Raw genomic sequence first — 19,951 nt, 5'->3', positions numbered from 1 at the left:
CCGCTGCACCACGCTTCCCCGCTGTCCCGACCTGATGCACTGCACCGCGCGTCCTCCAACGCAGGCGGCCGCCGGCGCATTCGCATCTCGCAACCGTTCGACCCGCACGCCCGCAGCAAACGGCCATGCGTCCGTGATCCGATACAACCGAGAGAGGCACTACGATGAGCATGCGGCCTGACCCGACATTTCACGCTTCGCCGGAACTCGCGATGCAGGCGCCGGCGGAAGAATTTGCCTATACGTTGTTGCTGAGCCCCGATTTTTCCAGACCCGACGCGCTCGCCGTGATCGACGTGAAGCCCGGCTCGGCGACCTACGGCAAGATCGTGCACACGGTGACGATGCCGAACACCGGCGACGAGTTTCACCACTTCGGCTGGAATGCGTGTTCGTCGTCGCTGTCGCCGCTTACCGGCCATGCGTTTCTCGAGCGTCGCTTCCTGATCATCCCCGGCCTGCGCTCGTCGCGCATCTACGTGATCGACACGAAGCCGCACCCGACGCAGGCGCGCATCCACAAGATCATCGAGCCCGACGAGATCTTCGCGAAGACCGGCTATTCGCGCCCGCATACGGTCCATTGCGGCCCCGAGGGCATCTACGTGAGCACGCTCGGCGGCGCGGGCAAGGACGGCACCGACGGTGCGCCCGGCATCTTCATCATGGACTGCGAGACCTTCGACGTGCTCGGCCGCTGGGAAATCGACCGCGGCCCGCAGGACAAGCATTACGACTTCTGGTGGAACCTGCCGCGCGACTACATGGTGTCGAGCGAATGGGCGCTGCCGCCGCAATTCGAGAACGGCATCGTGCCGGAAGACCTGCTCGCGAACCGCTATGGCCACCGGCTGCATTTCTGGGATCTGCGCGCGCGGCGCAACGTGCAGACGATCGATCTCGGCGCGCAGCACCAGATGGCGCTCGAGGTGCGGCCCGCGCACGATCCGGTGCGCGAATACGGGTTCGTCGGCGTCGTGGTCGACACGACCAACCTCGAAGGATCGATCTGGACCTGGTGGCGCGAGGACGGCCAGTTCCATGTGAAGAAGACCGCGACGATCCCGCCCGAGCCGGCCGCGGCCGACGAATTGCCGCCGCTGCTGAAAGGGTTCGGCGCGGTGCCGCCGCTCGTGACCGACATCGACCTGTCGCTCGACGACCGTTTCCTGTACGTGTCGTGCTGGGGCACGGGCGAGATGCGCCAGTACGACGTGTCGGATCCGCATCACCCGGTGCTCGCGGGGTCGGTACGCATCGGCGGGATCGTGCACCGCGCGCCGCACACGAACGGCCGCGCATTCGCGGGCGGCCCGCAGATGGTCGAGATCAGCCGCGACGGCCGGCGCGTGTACTGGACCAACTCGCTCTACTCGACGTGGGACGACCAGTTCTATCCGGACGGCGTGCCAGCCGCACAGGTGCTCGCGCATGCGGGGCCGGACGGCGGGCTGACGCTCGCCGACGACTACTGGGTCGACTTCCCCGACGGCTATCGCGCGCACCAGATCCGGCTCGAAGGCGGCGACTGCTCGACCGACTCGTTCTGCTATCCGTCGGTCAAGCGTTGAGCACCGGCCTCTCCGCGCCGCTCGCGCTGTGGGCGGCCGTGCTCGCGAGCGGCGTCTATCACGGGCTCAATCCGGCGATGGGCTGGCCGCTCGCGGTGTCGAACGCGCTGATGACGCGCCGCATCGGCGCGCTCGTCGCGGCGCTCGGCTATCTCGCGCTCGGTCATGCGCTCGCGGTATTCATGGTGATGCTGCCGTTCGGGCTGCTCGCCGCGTTGCTCGCGTGGCAGTCGGCGATCCGGATCGGCGCGAGCGCGCTCGTGATCGGCTTCGGCGCCGTGCTGCTGATCCGGCGGCGCCATCCGCGTGCGCTCGCGCGGATTCCGCCCGCGCGGCTCGGGCTGTGGTCGTTCGCGGTCGCACTCGCGCACGGCGCGGGCCTGATGCTGGTGCCGATCTATCTCGGGCTCTGCGGGCTCGACCGGGACGCCGGCCATCGCGCGGCGGCCACGCTCGTCGACGCGCATCTCGGGATGGCGCTCGTCGTCGCGGCCGTGCACGCCGCCGCGATGATCGGCGCGGGCGGCGTGCTCGCGTGGCTCGTGTACCGCTATCTCGGGCTGAAGTTCGTTGCGCGGAGCTGGTTCAACCTCGACGCGGTGTGGGCGTCGAGCCTGATCCTGACGGGCGCGCTGTCGCTCGGGCTGGCGGCGGCGCGGTAGCGTCCGGCGTGCGGCGCCCGGCACGGCCGCGGATGGCGCATGGCAAAACGCGACGGAACGGCCGTTCCGCGGCGATTGCAGCGCCGCACGGCAGTGTTCGCTACCGCACGCTCACCCCGCAATGCGCCGTCCGCACGGGCCCGGCGGTCGCGATTCCGCTAAAATCGGGCCATGCGCACCACTTCCCAACCGACCGCCCCGGCCTTGCCGCCTTTCGTCCGCCGCGCCCGTTGCATCCGCCGCGCGCCGCGCCCGTCCGTTTCGTTCCGGATGGCCGCCCGATGAACCACGCCACCCCGCCGGATTTCGATGCGGCCGCATTCCGCCAGGCGCTCGGCCAGTTCGCGACGGGCGTGACCGTCATCACGACGCAAGCGCCGTCCGGGCAACTGATCGGCATCACCGCGAGCTCGTTCAACTCGGTGTCGCTCGATCCGCCGCTCGTGCTGTGGAGCCTCGCGCACAAATCGGCGTCGACACCTGTGTTCCGCAGCAACAGCCATTACGTGGTGAACGTGCTCGCGGCATCGCAGCTCGACCTGTGCAAGCGCTTCTCGACCTACAAGGGCGACCGCTTCGAGGGAATCGCGCATGCGGCCGGCAACTCGGGCATGCCGGTGCTCGACGGTGCGCTCGCATGGTTCGAATGTCACAACCGCAGCCGCTACGACGAAGGCGACCACGTGATCTTCGTCGGCGAAGTGGAACGCTGCGGCGTGCGCGCCGTGTCGGACGCCGCGCCGCCGCTCGTGTTCCACGGCGGCGGCTTCCACGGCCTCACACCGCTTTGATCGCCCCGGTGCGCGCCAGCCCGACCGGCGCGCCCGCTTCGTCCTTCAGCGTCTGCAGCACGATGTTCGAACGGATGTCCATCACGCCCGGCGCCTTGTAGAGCCGGTTCAGCACGAAATCCGAATAGTGCTTGAGGTTGTGCGCGAGCACGCGCAGCAGATAGTGGCTCTCGCCCGTCACGACGAACGCGCCGACCACCTCCGGCCATTCGCGCAGCGCTTCCGCGAAGCGCTCGTGCCATTGATTCTCTTCGTTGCGCATCGACACCTGCACGAACGCCTCGAGCTCGAAGCCGAGCTTCTCGCGGCTCAGGCACGCGCGATAGTGCTCGATTACGCCCTGCTCCTCGAGCAGGCGCATCCGGCGCAGGCAGGCCGACGGCGAAAGCGAGATGCGTTCGGCCAGGTCGAGATTGCTGATTCTGCCCTCCTCCTGCAGTACCGCCAGAATCCGGCAGTCGGTGGCATCGAGCGTGATCGCGTGCATTTTTGATCCCCGTTTTCCGTCTGATTCGAATTATCTGCCAATCCAGCGGATTGTCCATGTTTATTTCGCAAGCACTTTCTGCGAGCGTCCACCTATCATTCGAAGCATCGATTCACCGATTCGACATGCCATGGACACACTCTGGGACATCTCGCCGCCCGTCAGCCCCGCCACCCCCGTGTGGCCGGGCGATACGCCGGTTTCCGTCGAACGCGTGTGGCGGATGGAGGCCGGCTCGCCGGTCAACGTCGCGCGCCTGACGCTGTCGCCGCACACGGGCGCGCACTGCGACGCGCCGCTGCACTACGACGCCGACGGCGCGCCGATCGGCGCGGTGCCGCTCGACACCTATCTCGGCCCGTGCCGCGTGATCCACTGCATCGGCGCGTCGCCGCTCGTGCACCCGGCCGACATCGAGGCCGCGCTCGACGGCGTGCCGCCGCGCGTGCTGCTGCGCACCTATGCGCGCGCCAGCATCGAGCAATGGGACAGCGGCTTCTGCGCGGTCGCGCCCGAGACCGTCGAGCTGCTCGCCGAGCACGGCGTGAAGCTGATCGGCATCGACACGCCGTCGCTCGATCCGCAGGAATCGAAGACCATCGACGCGCATCACCGCGTGCGCGCCCACCGGATGGCGATCCTCGAAGGGATCGTGCTCGACGACGTGCCGCCCGGCGACTACGAGCTGATCGCGCTGCCGCTGAAGCTCGCAACGCTCGACGCGAGCCCCGTGCGTGCGGTGCTGCGCGCGCTGCCCGGCCACTCATCCTGATTACCCGAACCACTTACCCGACAGACATCATGATCAAGACCCGTGAAGACGCGCTCGCCCTCGATCGCGACGACTCGCTCGCCGCACTGCGCGACCAGTTCGCGCTGCCCGACGGCGTGATCTACCTCGACGGCAACTCGCTCGGCGCGCAGCCGCGCGCATCGGCCGCACGCGCGCAACAGGTGATCGGCGCCGAATGGGGCGAAGGCCTGATCCGCAGCTGGAACACCGCCGGCTGGTTCGCGCTGCCGCGCCGCCTCGGCGACAAGCTCGCGACGTTGATCGGCGGCGCACCCGGCGAGACCGTCGTGACCGACACCATCTCGATCAACCTGTTCAAGCTGCTGTCGGCGATGGTGCGCCACCAGGCCGAGCGCGCGCCGGAGCGCCGCGTGATCGTGTCGGAGCGCTCGAACTTCCCGACCGACCTGTACATCGCGCAAGGACTGATCGAACAGCTCGGCGGCGGCTACGAGCTGCGCCTGATCGACGATCCGGCGGACCTGCCCGGCGCGCTCGGCGCGGACACGGCCGTCGCGATGATCACGCACGTGAACTACCGTACCGGCTACATGCACGACATGCCGGCCGTCACGCAGCTCGTGCACGACGCAGGCGCGCTGATGCTGTGGGATCTCGCTCACTCGGCCGGCGCGGTGCCGGTCGACCTGAACGCCGCGCATGCGGACGGCGCGGTCGGCTGCACGTACAAGTACCTGAACGGCGGCCCCGGTTCGCCAGCGTTCGTGTGGGTGCCGCGACGCCATCACGCACATTTCTCGCAGCCGCTGTCGGGCTGGTGGGGCCACCGCGCACCGTTCGCGATGCAGCCGGGCTTCGCGCCCGATCCGGGCATCGCGCGCTTCCTGTGCGGCACGCAGCCGATCGTGTCGATGTCGATGGTCGAATGCGGGCTCGACGTGTTCCTGCAGACCGACATGCACGCGATCCGCCGCAAGTCGCTCGCGCTGACCGACGCGTTCATCGCGCTCGTCGAGCAACGCTGCGCGGGGTTGTCGCTGAAGCTCGTCACGCCGCGCGCGCATCACCAGCGCGGCTCGCAGGCGAGCTTCGAGCATCCGCACGGCTACGAGGTGATGCAGGCGCTGATCGCGCGCGGCGTGATCGGCGACTACCGAGAGCCGTACGTGCTGCGCTTCGGCTTCACGCCGCTCTATACGCGCTTCGTCGACGTGTGGGATGCCGTCGAGGCGCTGCGCGACATCCTCGCCACCGATGCGTGGAAGGCACCCGAGTTCGCCGAGCGCGGCGCGGTGACCTGATCGACATCGCCCGGCGCGCGCAGGCCGCGCGCCGCACCCCCGTCATTCAAATCTGGAGAGAGTCGTGAATTCTGGTCATATGCAGCTACCCGGCGACGATGCGCCGGCGGGCTGCCCGTTCTCGGGCGCACGCGCGGCCCAACCCGCTCATGAAGCGCCGCACGTGCCGGGCGATGCCGCGGGCGAAGCCGGCTGGCACAACGCGCAGCTCGATTTTTCGAAGTCGATGAGCTATGGCGACTACCTGTCGCTGAACGCGATCCTCGATGCACAGCATCCGCTGTCGCCCGATCACAACGAGATGCTGTTCATCATCCAGCATCAGACGAGCGAGCTGTGGATGAAGCTCGCCCTCTTCGAGCTGCGCGGCGCGCTCGACGCGGTGCGCGGCGACGCGCTGCCGCCCGCGTTCAAGATGCTCGCGCGCGTGTCGCGGATTCTCGAGCAACTCGTGCAGGCGTGGAACGTGCTGTCGACGATGACGCCTTCCGAGTATTCGGCAATGCGGCCGTACCTCGGCCAGTCGTCGGGCTTCCAGTCGTACCAGTACCGGCAGCTCGAATTCCTGCTCGGCAACAAGAACGTGCAGATGCTGCAGCCGCATGCGCACCGGCCCGACATCCTCGAGCAGGTGCGCGCGACGCTCGAGGCGCCGTCGTTCTACGACGAGGTCGTGCGCCTGCTCGCGCGGCGCGGCTTCCCGATCGCGCCCGAGCGGCTCGAGCGCGACTGGACGCAGCCGATGCGGCATGACGAAACGGTCGAAGCCGCGTGGCTCGAGGTCTATCGTCATCCGCAGCAGCACTGGGAGCTTTACGAGATGGCCGAGGAACTCGTCGATCTCGAGGATGCGTTCCGCCAGTGGCGCTTCCGTCACGTGACGACCGTCGAGCGCATCATCGGCTTCAAGCAGGGCACGGGCGGCACCAGCGGCGCGCCGTATCTGCGCAAGATGCTTGACGTCGTGCTGTTCCCCGAGCTGTGGCACGTGCGCACCACGCTGTAACGCGCTATTCGCCCCGAGCCTGCCCGCCGTCATGACGACGTGCGGGCCGGTTCTTCCCCTTTGCGCGGCAATGCCCGTTCGCCGTCGGCCGTCATCATGCGGATCGTGCCGGCACCGTGCGAGCGCACGGGCCCGGCCCCGACGAGATTGTCGCGATTCCGGCGCGCCGCTGGGAAGATCGCAGCCATATCGTTGCGGCACCGCACCATCCATTGCGCACGCTCAGCGCGTTCCGGCGCCGCCACGGGATCCTGCCGGTGCCGGCCGGCGAGCAGCTCGACGAACTCGTCACGCTGACACGCGATGAGCGCGAAGGATGCTCACGCCTCCCCGCCTGTCCCGACTGCCCCGACTGCTTCCGCGCAACGCACCCGGCGCCGCAGCGCACCATCGAAATGCCGTGTCGCCACCTTGACTTTCGCCCGCCCGAATACGATCATTCGCTCACATGAAGAGCAAATGATCGTATTCGACAGCGCGGATCGCGAGTGCTGAAGCCAGGCCGAGCGCGATCCGATCGCGACAGGAGACACCGGATGACCGAATCGCCCTCCGAACGCACGCCCGTGCTGCTGCACATCGGCGCAGGCTCGTTCCACCGCGCGCACCAGGCGTGGTATCTGCATCGCGTGAACGCGGCCGTGCCGGCCGGCGAACGCTGGTCGCTGACCGTCGGCAACATCCGCGACGACATGCACGCGACGATGGACGCGCTCGCCGGGCAGCACGGCGCATACACGCTCGAAACCGTCACGCCGCAAGGCGAGCGCGCGTACGAGACGATCCGTGCGATCTCGCGCGTGCTGCCGTGGTCGATCGACCTCGCTGCGCTGATCGACGCCGGTGCCGACCCGGCGTGCCGGATCGTATCGTTCACCGTCACCGAAGGCGGCTACTACCTCGACGAGCACAACCGGCTCGACCTCGCGAACACGGATCTCGCAGCCGACCTGCAGGGCGCGCGCACGACGCTGTACGGCGCGCTCGCGGCGCTGCTCGCCGAACGCGTGACGCGCGGCGCGGGCCCGCTCACGCTGCAGAGCTGCGACAACCTGCGCAACAACGGCGCGCGCTTTCGCGCGGGGATGCGCGAATTCCTCGAACGGCGCGGCGAAACGGATCTGCTCGCGTGGTTCGATGCGAACGTCGCGACACCCAGCGCGATGGTCGACCGCATCACGCCGCGCCCGACCGCCGACGTGCGCGAACGCGTGCGCGCGGCCACCGGCATCGACGACGCGTGCCCGGTGATGGGCGAATCGTTCATCCAGTGGGTGATCGAAGACCGCTTCGCGGCCGGCCGGCCGCGCTGGGAGCTGGCCGGCGCGGAACTGGTCGACGACGTGCACCCGTACGAGGAAGCGAAGATCCGCATCCTCAACGCGACGCACAGCTGCATCGCATGGGCCGGCACGCTCGCGGGCTACACGTACATCCACGAAGGCACGCACGACGCGGCGATCCGCCGCTTCGCGCACGACTACGTGACGCAGGACGTGATCCCGTGCCTCAGCCCGAGCCCGCTCGACCTCGAACGCTATCGCGACGTCGTGCTCGAACGCTTCGGCAACCCGTACGTGCTCGACACGAACCAGCGCGTCGCGGCCGACGGCTTCTCGAAGATTCCCGGCTTCATCGCGCCGACGCTCGTCGAATCGTTCGCGCGCGGCGCGGCGCCGGTCGCCACCGCCGTGTTGCCGGCGCTGTTCCTGCGTTTTCTCGAGCGCTGGGCGCGCGGCTTGCTGCCGTATGCGTACCAGGACGGCGTGATGGACGACGGCGCCGCACGGGCGATCGTCGAGGCCGACGACCCGGTCGTCGCGCTGTGCGCGAGCCGCGCGCTGTGGGGCTCGCTCGCCGGCAACGCGGCGCTGTTCGACGCGCTGCGCGCCGGGCTCGCCCGCGTCGACGCATGGCTCACGCAGCGCTGATGCGCTGCCCCGGGCCGGGCCCGGCGGCCGGCCGCTCGCAAGCTGCCGCGCATCCGGGCGAACCTGCGTTGGCATGCGCGCGTGCGTGCGGCTAAAGTAGCGGCTCCTCACTGACGGAACGGATCGCTCATGTATCTCGGCATCGACCTCGGCACCTCGGAAGTGAAGGTGCTGCTGCTGGCCCCGGACGGCACCGTGGTCGGCACCGCGGGCACGCCGTTCAACGTGTCGCGGCCGCACCCGCGCTGGGCGGAACAGCATCCGGACGACTGGTGGCAAGGCACGCTCGCCGCGCTGGCGGCGCTGCGCGAACGGCACCGCCAAGCGTTCGCGCAGGTGCGCGGAATCGGCCTGTCGGGCCAGATGCACGGCGCAGTGCTGCTCGGCCGCGACGATCGCGTGCTGCGCCCCGCGATCCTGTGGAACGACATGCGCAGCGCCGACGAATGCGCGCTGCTCACCGAGCGCGCACCCGATCTGCACGCGCTGGCCGGCAACCTCGCGATGCCCGGCTTCACCGCGCCGAAACTGCTGTGGGTCGCGAAGCACGAACCCGACGTGTTCGCCGCGACCGCGTGCGTGCTGATGCCGAAAGACTACCTGCGCTTCCGGCTCACCGGCGCGAAAGTCTCCGACCCGTCCGATGCGGCCGGCACGCTGTGGCTCGACGTCGCGCGCCGCGACTGGTCCGACGCGCTGCTCGCCGCATGCGACATGACGCACGACCAGATGCCGCGCATCGTCGAAGGCAACGCGCCGTCCGGCACGCTGCGCGCGGACGTCGCGCGCGCACTCGGGCTGTCGGAGGCCGTCGTGGTGGCGGGCGGCGGCGGCGACAACGCGACGAGCGCGCTCGGCATCGGCGCGATCCACGCGGGCGACGGCTTCGTATCGCTCGGCACGTCGGGCGTGCTGAGCGTGGTCGGCGACCGCTTCATGCCGAATCCCGCATCGGCCGTGCACGCGTTCTGTCATGCAATCCCCGATCGCTGGCAACTGATGAGCGTCGTGCTGTCGGCCGCGAGTTGCCTGCGCTGGGTCTGCAAGCTGACCGGCACCGACGAGCCGGCGCTGCTCGCCGAAATCGAGGCACTCGACGCGGACGCGCTCGCGACGGCGCCGCTGTTCCTGCCCTACCTGTCCGGCGAACGCACGCCGCACAACGATCCGTATGCGCAGGGCGTGTTCTTCGGAATGACGCATGCGACCGAGCGCGCGCATCTCGGCTATGCGGTGCTCGAAGGCGTGACGCTCGGCCTCGCCGATGGCCTCGACGCGCTGCACACGGCCGGCGTCGAAACCGACCGGCTGTCGCTGATCGGCGGCGGCGCGCGCAGCGCGTTCTGGGCGCAGCTGATCGCCGACGCGCTGAACGTGCGCACGCGCCAGCACGGCGGCGGCGAAACCGGTGCGGCGCTCGGCGCGGCGCGCCTGGGCTGGCTCGCCGTGGGCGGCGATCCGCATGCGGTGCTGACCAAGCCGCCGGTGCGCGCCGAATACGCGCCCGACGCCGCGCGCCACGCGCTGCTGCGCGAGCGCCTCGACGCGTTTCGCGCGCTGTATCGCCACGTGCGCCCGCTTTACGAACCGTCGCGCGCGCGGCTCGCGTAAGCGCCCCGCGGCGGCGTGCAGCGGCCGTCGGCCGCGCGCCCGGCATGCGTTACAGTGGATGCCGTGGCGCCACCTGACGGCCGGCCCAGATCCGAACCGAACCGCTATCGTGTCCAAGTCCTCAGAAAAACTCGATCTCGCCACGCGTGCCGCGTGGCTTTACTACGTCGCGGGCGACACGCAGAACGAAATCGCCGAGAAGCTCCAGGTGTCGCGCCCGGTCGCGCAGCGCCTCGTCGCGTTCGCGGTCGAGAAGAACCTGATCCGCGTGCGCGTCGATCACCAGCTCGCCGACTGCCTCGATCTCGGCGCGCAATTGTCGAAACGCTACGGGCTCGCGATGTGCGAAGTCGTGCCGGTCGATGCCGACGCACCCGAAGCGATCGACCGCAAGCTCGCGGTCGCCGGCGCGCAGGTGATGGAGCGCTACCTGAACGAAACGCGGCCGATGGTGATCGCGGTCAGCAGCGGCCGGACGCTGAAGGCGGCGGTCGCGCAGATCGCGCAGATCGAGCGGCCGCAGCACCGGCTCGTGTCGATGGTCGGCGCGATCGCGGCCGACGGCTCGTCGAACCGCTACGACGTCGCGCAATACATCTCCGAGAAGACGGGCAGCAAGCACTTCCTGCTGCCCGCGCCGCTGTTCGCCGACAGCGACGCCGAGCGCGCCCAATGGTGCAATCACCGTCTGTACCGGATCGTCGATGCGCTGTCGGCGCATGCCGACGTCGCGTTCGTCGGGATCGGCAACATCGGCCCGCATTGCCCGCTCTACGAGGACGGCTTCATCACCGAACAGGAGCGCGACGAGATGACCACGCTCGGCGCGGTGGCCGAGCTGCTCGGCGTGCCGATCGATGCGCAGGGCAAACGGATCGACGTGTCGACGAGCGCGCGCGTGACGAGCGTCGCGCTCGACACGCCGCCGAAGCGTCCGACGATCGCGTTCGCGGGCGGCCCGAAGAAGCGCGACGCGGTGATCGCCGCGCTGCGCGGCGGATGGCTGTCGGGGCTCGTCACCGACGAGACCTGCGCGCGCGCGGCGCTCGAAGCGAAGGCGGCCTGACGCCACCGAACGCTCGGACACGCACGGCGCGCGGCGCGAGCGTCGCCCCCCATCCTGCCGCACCCGGCAGGCGCGACGAGCGCGCGCACTGCCGGGCGCTCATACGTCACGCCGCCTTCGCGTGCGCACTCAGCCGCCGGAACGCCTGACCCTGCTCGTCGAACAAGTGGCAGTGCTCGGCCTGCGCATGCACGTGCAGCGCTTCGCCGGTGCGGTACGTGTCGAGCGGCGGAATCCGCGCGATCAGCCCGTCCGGTGCGACCGCCGACTCCGCATACAGATACGCGGCATCGCCGAGCGATTCGACGGCCATCGTCCGTGCGGCGACGCCGGTCGCCGCCGGCTCCACCAGCAGATGCTCGGGCCGCACGCCGACGGTCACGACCGCGCCGCGCTGCAGCCCCGCCGCATCGACCGCGACGCGCTGCGTCTCGCCGCTGCCGAAGCGCACCAGCACGCCGGTCGCATCGGCCGACTCGACCGTGCCTGTCAGGAAGTTCATCTTCGGCGAGCCGATGAAGCCCGCGACGAACTGGTTCGCCGGCGCGTGATACAGCGCGTTCGGCGTGCCGACCTGCTGCACCGCGCCGCCCGACAGCACGACGATCTTGTCGGCGAGCGTCATCGCCTCGACCTGGTCGTGCGTCACGTAGATCATCGTCGTCTTCAGCTCGTCGTGCAGCCGCGCGAATTCCAGCCGCATCTTCACGCGCAGCGCCGCGTCGAGGTTCGACAACGGTTCGTCGAACAGGAACACCTTCGGCTTGCGCGTGATCGCGCGGCCGATCGCGACGCGCTGCCGCTGGCCGCCCGACAGCTGCTTCGGCTTGCGGTCGAGCAGGTGGTCGATGTGCAGGATCTTCGCGGCCTGCTTCACCGCCTGGTCGATCTCGGGCTTCTTCGCGCCGGCGAGCTTCAGGCCGAACGCCATGTTGTCATACAGCGTCATGTGCGGGTACAGCGCATACGACTGGAACACCATCGCGATGCCGCGCTTCGCGCTCGGCACGTCGTTGACTTTCGCGCCGTCGATCAGCAGGTCGCCGCTCGAGATGTCCTCGAGCCCGGCGATCATCCGCATCAGCGTGGATTTGCCGCAGCCGCTCGGCCCGACGAACACGACGAATTCGCCGTCGGCGATGTCGAGGTTCACGTTGCGCAGCACTTCGGTGTCGTCGTAGCGCTTCGCGATGTTGCGCAGGAGCACGCTTGCCATGGTCTGTCTCCGTTCGTTCGTGATGCGCCGCGTTCGACGCGGCGCGCAATCGTTGCTAGTTCGGCAGCACGGCGCCCGTCGCCTGCCAGCGCGCGACGTAGCCGGGCAGCTCGTGCATGTCGTCGAATACGTGACGCGCGCCGATCCCGCGCAGCGCGTCGATCTGCGCGGCCGATGCGTGCCCGCCGCCAACGAAGCCGAGCACGGTCATGCCGGCCGCGGCGGCCGCGGTGATGCCGGTCGCGCTGTCCTCGACGACGAGGCATTGCGCGGGCACCGCGCCGAGCGCGTGGGCGGCCGCGAGATACACGTCGGGCGCGGGCTTCGGCCGCGCGACGGCATCCGCGCAGAACAGCCGGTCGCCGAAGAAGCGCGCGAGGCCGGTGCGCGCGAGCGCCGCCTCGACGTACGCGCGATAGCTGTTGCTCGCGCATGCCGTCGTCAGGCCGATCGCCGCGAGTGCCGTGTCGATGCCGTCGACCATCGGCGCGTTGACGGCCGCCGCCTCGACCGCGCGGCGGATCGCGTCGACGTCGTCGGCCGACAGCGCGCGGCCGACGGCCTCGCTCGCGCCGGCCAGCACCCGCTCGATGCGCAGCCCGAGCAGCGGCATCACGGCCGGCCGCGCGTCGACGCCCGGCCAGCGTGTGTCGAGCTCGCGCACGATCACGTCGGCGGCGACGGCCTCGCTGTCGATCAGTACCCCGTCGCAATCGCAGATCAGCACGTTCAAGCCGTGGCCCACCACCGCACCTTTGCCGGCCGCCCTCATTTGACCGCCCCGAACGTGAGCCCACGCACGAGCTGCTTCTGCGACAGCCAGCCGACGATCAGGATCGGCGCGACCGCGAGCAGCGAAGCAGCGGACAGCTTTGCCCAGAACAACCCTTCCGGACTCGAGTACGACGCGATGAACACGGTCAGCGGCGCGGCGTTCGAGCTCGATAGGTTGATGCTCCAGAACGCCTCGTTCCACGACAGGATCACGAGCAGCAGCGCGGTGGACGCGAGCCCCGGCAGCGCCATCGGCATCAGCAGGTAGACGATCTCCTGCCACGTCGACGCGCCGTCGATGCGCCCCGCTTCGAGAATGTCCTTCGGAATCTCGTTGAAGTACGTGAAGGTCATCCACACCGCGATCGGCAGGTTGATCAGCGTGTACACGATCACGAGGCCCGACACGGTATCGAGCAGCCCCGCGTTCTTCCACAGCAGGTAGATCGGCACGAGCACGCCGACCGACGGCATCATCTTGGTCGACAGCATCCACAGCAGCACCTTCTGCGTGCGGTGGTTCGGGAAGAACGCCATCGCGTAGGCGGCCGGCACCGCAAGCAGCAGCGAGATCACCGTGACGCCGGCCGAGATCAGCACCGAGTTCCACGCGAACGCGAAGTAGTTGCTGCGCGCGAACACCTCGCGGAAGCTGTCGAGCGTCGGCACGAAGAACAGCGTCGACGCATACGCCTGCTGCTCGGTCTTGAACGCGGTGATCGCCATCCAGAAGATCGGGAAGAACAGCAGCAGCGCGATCAGCCACGCCAGCGCGCCGGGCAGCGCGCGCCGCGCGAGGTCGAACGGGGCCGGCGCACGCCGGCCTTCGAAAGTCAGGTCGCTCATTTTTCGTACTCTCCCTTCAGGTTGCGCGCGAGCATCCGCACGAGGAAGAACGACACGACGTTCGCGACCACGACGGCGATGATGCCGCCAGCGGATGCGAGGCCGACGTCGAACTGCTGCAGGCCGAGCGCGTAGATCAGGTACGACAGGTTGGTCGTCGCATCGCCCGGGCCGCCGCCCGTCGTCGTGTAGATCTCCGCGAAGATCGACAGCAGGAAGATCGTCTCCATCATCACGACCACCGCGATCGCGCGCTTCAGGTGCGGCAGCGTGATGTAGAAGAACATCGCGATCGGGCCGGCGCCGTCGATGCGCGCGGCTTCCTTCTGCTCCTGGTCGAGCGACTGGATCGCGGTGAACAGGATCAGGAACGCGAACGGCAGCCACTGCCACGCGACGATCATGATCACGGCGGTGAGCGGGTAATCGGCGAACCAATCGACCGGCGTCATCCCGAACGCGCGCATCGCGTTCGCGACGAGCCCGTACACCGGATGCAGGATCATGTTCTTCCAGATCAGCGCGGCGACCGTCGGCATCACGAAGAACGGCGCGATCGCGAGCAGGCGCGCCACGCCCTGCCCGTAGAACTTGCGGTCGAACAGCACGGCCATCAGCACGCCGCCGACCACCGTGATCGCGAGCACCGCGCCGATCAGCACGAGCGTGTGCCAGATCGCGGGCAGGAACGACGGATCGGTCGCGAGGAAGCGGTAGTTGTCGAGGCCCGCGAAGCCCTTCACGTCCGGGTTCAGCAGGTTGTAGCGCGAGAACGAATACCAGATCGTCATCGCGAGCGGGATCGACATCCACAGCAGCAGCACCGCGACGGACGGCGACACGAGCCAGCTCGCGCCGCCGCGCGCGCGGCGCGGCGCGCCCGGCGGCGACGACGCGTCGCCGACCGACGACGCGTGGCTCAGGGGAAGACGCAAATGACGCATGATCGGAGTCCCTCCGGTTGAGGCGCGGGCGCGAACGGCCGGCCCGCCTTTCAGCTTCGGCAACGCGCACCGTGCGCCAGCGCACGGTGCGGGCCGCGTTATTTCTTGTAGCCGGCCTGCCGGACCGCGCGGTCGGCGGCGGCCTGCCCGGCGGCGAGCGCCTGGTCGACCGTCATCTGGCCGGCCACCGCGCCCGCGATCGCCTGGCCGACCACCGTGCCGAACGACTGGAATTCAGGAATCCCGACGTACTGCACGCCCGTGTACGGCACCTTCTTCAGCGACGGATCGTTCGGGTCGGCCGTCTCGATCGCCTTCAGCACGAAGTCCGAGAACGGCGCGGCGGCCTTGTACTCGGGGCGCTGGTAGGTCGACGTGCGCGTGCCCGGCGGCACCGACGCCCAGCCCTCGTCCTTGCCGACCATCTCGATGTACTGCTTGGAGGTCGCCCATGCGATGAACTTGCGCGCGGCGTCCTCCTGCTTCGACGTCTTCGGCACGGCCAGCGCCCACGCCCACAGCCAGTGCGAGCCCTTCGGCGTGGCGGCGACCGGCGCGGCCGCGAAACCGATCTTGTCGGCCACCTGCGACTGCTGTTTGTTATAGAGCATCCCGGCCGCGACCGTCGCGTCGATCCACATCGCGCACTTGCCCGATGCGGTCAGGGTCAGGTTCTCGTTGAAGCCGTTCGAGCTCGCTCCCGGCGGGCCGTCCTTCTTCAGCAGGTTCACGTAGAACGTGATCGCCTTCTTCCATTCCGGCGACGTCAGCTGCGCGTTCCAGTTCTCGTCGAACCAGCGCCCGCCGAACGTGTTCACGACCGTCGACACGTACGCCATGTTCTCGCCCCACCCGGCCTTGCCGCGCAGGCAGATCCCGTAGGTACCCTTCGCCTTGTCGGTGAGCTTGTCCGCGAACTCGGCGATCTGGTCGTAGGTCGGCTGGTCGGGCATCTTGAGCCCCTTCGCCGCGAACAGGTCCTTGCGATAGAACGTCATCGAGCTTTCGACGTAGAACGGCAGCGCATACAGCTGGCCGTTGTACGACAGGCTGTCGCGTGCGGTCTTCACGATGTCGTTCAGGTCGTAGTCGGCGGGCAGCCCCGTCATCGGCGCGAGCCAGCCGCGCTTGCCCCACTGCGGCGTCTCGTAGGTGCCGATCGCCATCACGTCGAACTGGCCGCTGCCGGTCGTGATGTCGGTGGTCGCGCGCTGGCGCAGCACGTTTTCCTCGAGGATCACCCAGTTCAGCTTGATGTCGGGGTTCGCCTTCTCGAACGCCGGCGACAACTTCTTCAACTCGATCATGTCCGGGTTGTTCAGCGTCGCGATCGTCAGCGTGCCGGCGGACGCCGCGCACGCGGCCGTCGCGAGCGCGGCTCCGGCGAAGCAGCGTACGGCGGCATCGAGCATCTTTCGTTGCATGGCATGTCTCCTGTGATTGTTCGAACTGTCGTCGGTGTTGCGTAATGCGTATGGCGTATTGCGTGTGTCGTGTTGCTCCGTTTCCCTCGCGGCCCGTCACGCCGGCCGCTGCATGCCGCACGCGCGCGCATAGTGCGCGATCACGTCGCGTATCCGGTGGCGCACCCATGCGCGCGGCGCCTTCGCGAGCCCGCCCGCGCGGCACGCCGCGTACACGTCCGGCAGCCACTGCGCGACGAGCGTCTCGGGCACCGGCTGCCGCGCGAGGTTGTCGAACAGCTGCTCGACCGCCGCCGCGACGGCCGGCTGCAGCCAGTAGTAGCGGATCCGGTCGCTGTAGCTGAACTGACGCGCGAGCCGCTGCTCGGTTTCGTCGCCGCGGTAGTACGGCGCCCAGTGCTCGGGCTGCGCGCGCATCGCGGCGTCGACCACATCGCGCAAGCGCGAGCGTTGTGCGACGTCGTCGATCAGCGCGTCCTCGATGAAGGTGAGCGCGAACAGCGCCTCGCGCAACGCGAAAGTCAGCGCGGGGCCGACCTTCAGCACCGCGAAATGGTCGCGCACGAGCGCGGCGAGCGCGCCTTCGGTCTGGTAGTCGGTCGAATGCGCTTCGAACACGAGGCGCGGCGTGCGCAGGATGCTCGCGCCGAGCGACGCGGCCTTCGCGCTGTCGTAGTCGAGCACGCGGCGATCGTCGAAGTCGACGCCCGGCTGCGCGACGATCGCGACCACGCGCGTCCATGCAGCGTCGAGCCCGGCCGCCGCGAATGCGCCGCGGTGCGCATCGAGCGTCGCGGCGATGCTGTCGCTACGCGTGACCGCGATCCGCGCGATCGCGTCGCCACCTCCATCGCCGGCCACTTCGCCGCCCGGCGTCGGCACCTCGGTGCCGATCACGTAGACAGGCGCGACACCAGCGTGCGCCGCCGCGTCTTCGGCCGCGCGACAGAGTTCGGCCGCACGCGCGGCGATCGTCCGGTCGTCGAGCCGCACCGGATCGTCCGCGCACGCCATACTGGCATCGAGGTGGATCTTCTCGAACCCGGCTTCGACATAGGCGGCGACCATCGCGGCCGCTTCGCGCATCGCGTCGGCCGCGCGGCGGTGCCGCCACGGGTTCGGGCCCAGGTGGTCGCCGCCGAGCACCAGCGCCGACGGCGCGAGCCCGCAGCGTTGCGCGATCGCATCGACGTCGCGCCGGAAATCGGCCGGCGTCATGCCCGTATAGCCGCCGAGATGGTTCACCTGGTTGCAGGTCGCCTCGATCAGGAGCGGCGAGCCGTCCGCGCGCGCGGCTTCGCACGCGGCCTCCAGCACGAGCCGGTGCGCGCTGCAGATCGAATAGATGCCGCGCTGCGCATCGGCGCGGTTCGCGTCGAAGATCATCCGCAACACGGTTTGCGCGTGCGCGGTGCGCGGACGCTCGGCAGTCGTCGTCAGGCCGGACATGCGACACCTCGTTCGGTCAGGAAACCATCGATCTCGGCCGCGCTGCTGTTGCCCTCCATCGGGCCGCGCCGCGTGACCGCGATCGCACCGGCCGCGTTCGCGCGGCGCAACGCGACCTCGATCGGCATGCCGGCGACGAGGCTCGCGACCAGCGTGCCGCCGAAGCAGTCGCCGGCGCCGGTCGGGTCGACCTCGTCGACCTGAAACGCCGGCGCTTCGGCACGGTTCGCACGGTCGAACGCGACGCTGCCTTGCGCGCCGCGCTTCAGCACGACGCGCTCGAGCAGCGGATGCGTCGCGAGCAGTCCAGCGATTGCGCGCTCGGCCGGCTGCGGCCCGCAGAAGAACGGCAGGTCGGCTTCGCTCGGCAGAAACAGATGGCACGCGGCGAGCATCTCGTCGAGTGCCGCCCGCATCGGGCGAAAGCTCAGCATTTCGGGACGCACGTTCGGGTCGAACGACACCTTCGCGCCGACGCGCGCCGCTTCGATCACGCCGCGCTGCACCGCCGCGATCGCCGATTCGCTGGTCAGCGACGAGCCCATCACGTGGAAATAGCGGCAGCCGTCGAACATCGCGGTATCGACGTCGGATGCGTCGACGCACGCGGCCGCGCTGGTGGACAGGCTGAAGACGAAGCTGCGCGCGCCGTCGTCGCGATACGCGACGAACGCGGTGCCGGTCGGGCGCGCGACGCGACGGATGCGCGCGACGTCGACGCCATCATGCGCGAGCCGCGCGACGATCGCGTCGCCGAACGCATCGCGGCCGACGCAGCCCGCATACGCGACGCCCGCGCCGAGCCGCGCGGCCTGGTCGGCGAAGATCGCCGGCGCGCCGCTCGGAAACGGGCCGGCGAACAAGCCCGGCGTGTCGAAACCCTGGCCGCGCTCGGCGGCGACGAATTCGGCCAGCAGTTCGCCGGCGACGACGATCTCGGCCATCAGGCGTGCCCTCCTCGTTCGACGGCAGTCGCGACGTGCGGCGCTGCCGCTGCGTCGCGGGCCGGCCGGCTGGTTGCACATGCGAGCGGCGCCATCAGCTCATCCAGTTGCCGCCGTCGACGTTCAGCGTCTGGGCGGTGATGTAGTCGGCGTCGGACGACGCGAGGAACAGCGCGGCACCCGTCAGGTCGCCCGGCACGCCCATCCGACCGAGCGGCACGGCTTCGCCGACGAGCCGCTTCTTCTCGCCGGGCGGGCGATGCTCGTAGCGCGCGAACAGCGCATCGACCTGCTCCCACATCGGCGTGTCGACCACGCCCGGCGCGATGCCGTTCACGTTGATCCGGTGCGGCGCGAGCGCGAGCGCGGCCGACTGCGTATAGCTGATCACCGCGGCCTTGGTCGCGCAGTAGTGCGAAACGAGCGCCTCGCCGCGACGCCCGGCCTGCGACGACATGTTGACGATCTTGCCGCCGCGGCCCTGCTCGACCATCCGCTGCGCGACGGCCTGCATCAGGAAGAACAGCCCTTTCACGTTGACCGCGAACAGCCGGTCGAACACGTCCCAGGATTCGTCGAGGATCGGGCGCATGTCGAACAGCGCCGCATTGTTGAACAGGATGTCGACGCCGCCGAAGCGCTCGACGGCGGTCGCGACGATCCGCTCGATGTCGTCGCGGCGCGTGACGTCCGCGGTGACGGCCACCGCGCGGCCGGGACTGGCCTCGATCAGCCGTGCGAGCGAACCGGCCGCCGGCTTCACGTCGACCAGCACGCAGCGCGCGCCTTCGTCCAGATAGCGTTGCGCGACCGCTTCGCCGATGCCGCTTGCCGCGCCCGTCAGGATCGCGACCTTGTCTTCCAGTCTCACTGGTTGTCTCCGGTTCGTTCTGCTGCTCGAAGGTCGCGAGGTGAGCGAACGCTCGCCGACCGATCAATTGCTCTGTTGTTGATCGAATGATCGGCCACGCGATTCGCGCTGTCAAGGCGACACGGCGGCTTTCGATGATGCGCTGCGGCACGGCGGCACCGCGCACGGCCCCGCGCGCCAAGCCTGATAAGGCATAGCACGCGGAGTGCAGCGCGGCTGAAACATCGATGAAGGGGACGAAGCGTGTGCGGGGAGCGGAATTCGGGCTGCACGGCGGAGGAGATACGTTATATCATCGCCATA

18 protein-coding genes and 1 pseudogene are annotated in these 19,951 nt (G+C 69.2%); 10 read left to right on the top strand and 9 right to left on the bottom strand.

The features are described from left to right. Positions 1-164 precede the first annotated feature (164 nt). The 3 genes from DIE15_RS15075 (at position 165) to DIE15_RS15065 (ending at position 3,024) form a co-directional block, all read left to right on the top strand. Positions 165-1,571, top strand: a complete 1,407-nt coding sequence (locus DIE15_RS15075) for a selenium-binding protein SBP56-related protein (protein WP_124833685.1) — start codon at positions 165-167, stop codon at positions 1,569-1,571. Further along, positions 1,568-2,233 carry a hypothetical protein gene (locus DIE15_RS15070; RefSeq protein ID WP_124833684.1) on the top strand — a complete coding sequence of 222 codons (666 nt, stop codon included), beginning with the start codon at positions 1,568-1,570 and terminating at the stop codon, positions 2,231-2,233. Before DIE15_RS15075 ends, DIE15_RS15070 begins: the two co-directional genes overlap by 4 nt. 281 nt (positions 2,234-2,514) lie before the next feature. Further along, complete coding sequence (locus DIE15_RS15065; RefSeq protein ID WP_057929327.1) at positions 2,515-3,024, top strand: flavin reductase family protein; 510 nt, start codon at positions 2,515-2,517, stop codon at positions 3,022-3,024. Here DIE15_RS15065 and DIE15_RS15060 read toward each other — a convergent pair. Continuing rightward, entirely contained in the window at positions 3,011-3,511 is a 501-nt protein-coding gene (locus tag DIE15_RS15060; RefSeq protein WP_006477992.1) for an Lrp/AsnC family transcriptional regulator, read from the bottom strand. The two genes, DIE15_RS15065 and DIE15_RS15060, sit on opposite strands and share 14 nt — an antisense overlap. Before the next feature lie 130 nt (positions 3,512-3,641). Between DIE15_RS15060 and kynB the strand changes: the two genes are divergently transcribed. From kynB to DIE15_RS15025, 7 genes and pseudogenes are all read left to right on the top strand, one after another. Further along, positions 3,642-4,283 (top strand): arylformamidase, encoded by a 642-nt coding sequence (gene kynB / locus DIE15_RS15055; RefSeq protein WP_124833683.1) that lies wholly within the window; start codon positions 3,642-3,644, stop codon positions 4,281-4,283. A gap of 29 nt (positions 4,284-4,312) precedes the next feature. Next, positions 4,313-5,566 carry a kynureninase gene (kynU, locus tag DIE15_RS15050; RefSeq protein WP_409364300.1) on the top strand — a complete coding sequence of 418 codons (1,254 nt, stop codon included), beginning with the start codon at positions 4,313-4,315 and terminating at the stop codon, positions 5,564-5,566. A gap of 79 nt (positions 5,567-5,645) precedes the next feature. Next, a complete protein-coding gene (kynA, locus tag DIE15_RS15045; RefSeq protein WP_057929274.1) occupies positions 5,646-6,572 on the top strand; it encodes a tryptophan 2,3-dioxygenase in 927 nt (308 codons plus the stop codon). Positions 6,573-6,661: 89 nt separating this feature from the next. Beyond that, positions 6,662-7,024 (top strand): annotated as a pseudogene (locus DIE15_RS38140) (hypothetical protein); the annotation flags it as partial. Positions 7,025-7,108: 84 nt separating this feature from the next. Next, the gene (gene dalD / locus DIE15_RS15035; RefSeq protein WP_124833682.1) at positions 7,109-8,503 is read left to right on the top strand and encodes a D-arabinitol 4-dehydrogenase; all 1,395 of its coding nucleotides are present in this window, start codon (positions 7,109-7,111) and stop codon (positions 8,501-8,503) included. A gap of 129 nt (positions 8,504-8,632) precedes the next feature. Continuing rightward, positions 8,633-10,114 carry a xylulokinase gene (xylB, locus tag DIE15_RS15030; RefSeq protein WP_124833681.1) on the top strand — a complete coding sequence of 494 codons (1,482 nt, stop codon included), beginning with the start codon at positions 8,633-8,635 and terminating at the stop codon, positions 10,112-10,114. 58 nt (positions 10,115-10,172) lie between these two features. Beyond that, positions 10,173-11,180 carry a sugar-binding transcriptional regulator gene (locus DIE15_RS15025; RefSeq protein ID WP_057929278.1) on the top strand — a complete coding sequence of 336 codons (1,008 nt, stop codon included), beginning with the start codon at positions 10,173-10,175 and terminating at the stop codon, positions 11,178-11,180. 106 nt (positions 11,181-11,286) lie between these two features. Here DIE15_RS15025 and DIE15_RS15020 read toward each other — a convergent pair whose 3' ends face one another. The 8 genes from DIE15_RS15020 to DIE15_RS14985 form a co-directional block, all read right to left on the bottom strand. Continuing rightward, complete coding sequence (locus tag DIE15_RS15020) at positions 11,287-12,396, bottom strand: ABC transporter ATP-binding protein (protein WP_057929279.1); 1,110 nt, start codon at positions 12,394-12,396, stop codon at positions 11,287-11,289. Between the two features lie 55 nt (positions 12,397-12,451). Next, positions 12,452-13,168 carry an HAD family phosphatase gene (locus tag DIE15_RS15015; RefSeq protein WP_124833680.1) on the bottom strand — a complete coding sequence of 239 codons (717 nt, stop codon included), beginning with the start codon at positions 13,166-13,168 and terminating at the stop codon, positions 12,452-12,454. Beyond that, a complete protein-coding gene (locus DIE15_RS15010) occupies positions 13,165-14,016 on the bottom strand; it encodes a carbohydrate ABC transporter permease (RefSeq protein ID WP_057929281.1) in 852 nt (283 codons plus the stop codon). The genes DIE15_RS15015 and DIE15_RS15010 overlap by 4 nt, the downstream gene beginning before the upstream one ends. Next, a complete protein-coding gene (locus DIE15_RS15005; RefSeq protein WP_057929282.1) occupies positions 14,013-14,960 on the bottom strand; it encodes a carbohydrate ABC transporter permease in 948 nt (315 codons plus the stop codon). The genes DIE15_RS15010 and DIE15_RS15005 overlap by 4 nt, the downstream gene beginning before the upstream one ends. Positions 14,961-15,058: 98 nt before the next feature. Beyond that, a complete protein-coding gene (locus DIE15_RS15000) occupies positions 15,059-16,384 on the bottom strand; it encodes a sugar ABC transporter substrate-binding protein (protein ID WP_124833679.1) in 1,326 nt (441 codons plus the stop codon). Between the two features lie 96 nt (positions 16,385-16,480). Then, positions 16,481-17,833 carry a D-tagatose-bisphosphate aldolase, class II, non-catalytic subunit gene (locus DIE15_RS14995; RefSeq protein ID WP_057929284.1) on the bottom strand — a complete coding sequence of 451 codons (1,353 nt, stop codon included), beginning with the start codon at positions 17,831-17,833 and terminating at the stop codon, positions 16,481-16,483. Next, on the bottom strand, positions 17,821-18,777 hold the full coding sequence (locus DIE15_RS14990) for a sugar kinase (protein WP_057929285.1): 957 nt from the start codon (positions 18,775-18,777) through the stop codon (positions 17,821-17,823). Before DIE15_RS14990 ends, DIE15_RS14995 begins: the two co-directional genes overlap by 13 nt. A gap of 94 nt (positions 18,778-18,871) precedes the next feature. Further along, positions 18,872-19,648 (bottom strand): L-iditol 2-dehydrogenase, encoded by a 777-nt coding sequence (locus DIE15_RS14985; protein ID WP_057929286.1) that lies wholly within the window; start codon positions 19,646-19,648, stop codon positions 18,872-18,874. Positions 19,649-19,951 lie beyond the last annotated feature (303 nt).

The sequence above is a fragment of the Burkholderia sp. Bp9031 genome (assembly GCF_003857965.1).
GTDB classification, from domain to species: domain Bacteria; phylum Pseudomonadota; class Gammaproteobacteria; order Burkholderiales; family Burkholderiaceae; genus Burkholderia; species Burkholderia ambifaria_A.
The sequence above is the reverse complement of the archived record's forward strand: the minus strand, read 5'-3'. Positions and strand labels throughout refer to the sequence as shown.

Bases quoted from the DNA above. Each gene is read 5' to 3' on its own strand.
- DIE15_RS15075 (WP_124833685.1), top strand. From the start codon at position 165: ATGAGCATGCGGCCTGACCCGACATTTCACGCTTCGCCGGAACTCGCG.
- DIE15_RS15065 (WP_057929327.1), top strand. From the start codon at position 2,515: ATGAACCACGCCACCCCGCCGGATTTCGATGCGGCCGCATTCCGCCAG.
- DIE15_RS15060 (WP_006477992.1), bottom strand. From the start codon at position 3,511: ATGCACGCGATCACGCTCGATGCCACCGACTGCCGGATTCTGGCGGTA.
- kynB (WP_124833683.1), top strand. From the start codon at position 3,642: ATGGACACACTCTGGGACATCTCGCCGCCCGTCAGCCCCGCCACCCCC.
- kynU (WP_409364300.1), top strand. From the start codon at position 4,313: ATGATCAAGACCCGTGAAGACGCGCTCGCCCTCGATCGCGACGACTCG.
- kynA (WP_057929274.1), top strand. From the start codon at position 5,646: ATGCAGCTACCCGGCGACGATGCGCCGGCGGGCTGCCCGTTCTCGGGC.
- dalD (WP_124833682.1), top strand. From the start codon at position 7,109: ATGACCGAATCGCCCTCCGAACGCACGCCCGTGCTGCTGCACATCGGC.
- xylB (WP_124833681.1), top strand. From the start codon at position 8,633: ATGTATCTCGGCATCGACCTCGGCACCTCGGAAGTGAAGGTGCTGCTG.
- DIE15_RS15025 (WP_057929278.1), top strand. From the start codon at position 10,173: ATGCCGTGGCGCCACCTGACGGCCGGCCCAGATCCGAACCGAACCGCT.
- DIE15_RS15020 (WP_057929279.1), bottom strand. From the start codon at position 12,396: ATGGCAAGCGTGCTCCTGCGCAACATCGCGAAGCGCTACGACGACACC.
- DIE15_RS15015 (WP_124833680.1), bottom strand. From the start codon at position 13,168: ATGAGGGCGGCCGGCAAAGGTGCGGTGGTGGGCCACGGCTTGAACGTG.
- DIE15_RS15010 (WP_057929281.1), bottom strand. From the start codon at position 14,016: ATGAGCGACCTGACTTTCGAAGGCCGGCGTGCGCCGGCCCCGTTCGAC.
- DIE15_RS15005 (WP_057929282.1), bottom strand. From the start codon at position 14,960: ATGCGTCATTTGCGTCTTCCCCTGAGCCACGCGTCGTCGGTCGGCGAC.
- DIE15_RS15000 (WP_124833679.1), bottom strand. From the start codon at position 16,384: ATGCAACGAAAGATGCTCGATGCCGCCGTACGCTGCTTCGCCGGAGCC.
- DIE15_RS14995 (WP_057929284.1), bottom strand. From the start codon at position 17,833: ATGTCCGGCCTGACGACGACTGCCGAGCGTCCGCGCACCGCGCACGCG.
- DIE15_RS14990 (WP_057929285.1), bottom strand. From the start codon at position 18,777: ATGGCCGAGATCGTCGTCGCCGGCGAACTGCTGGCCGAATTCGTCGCC.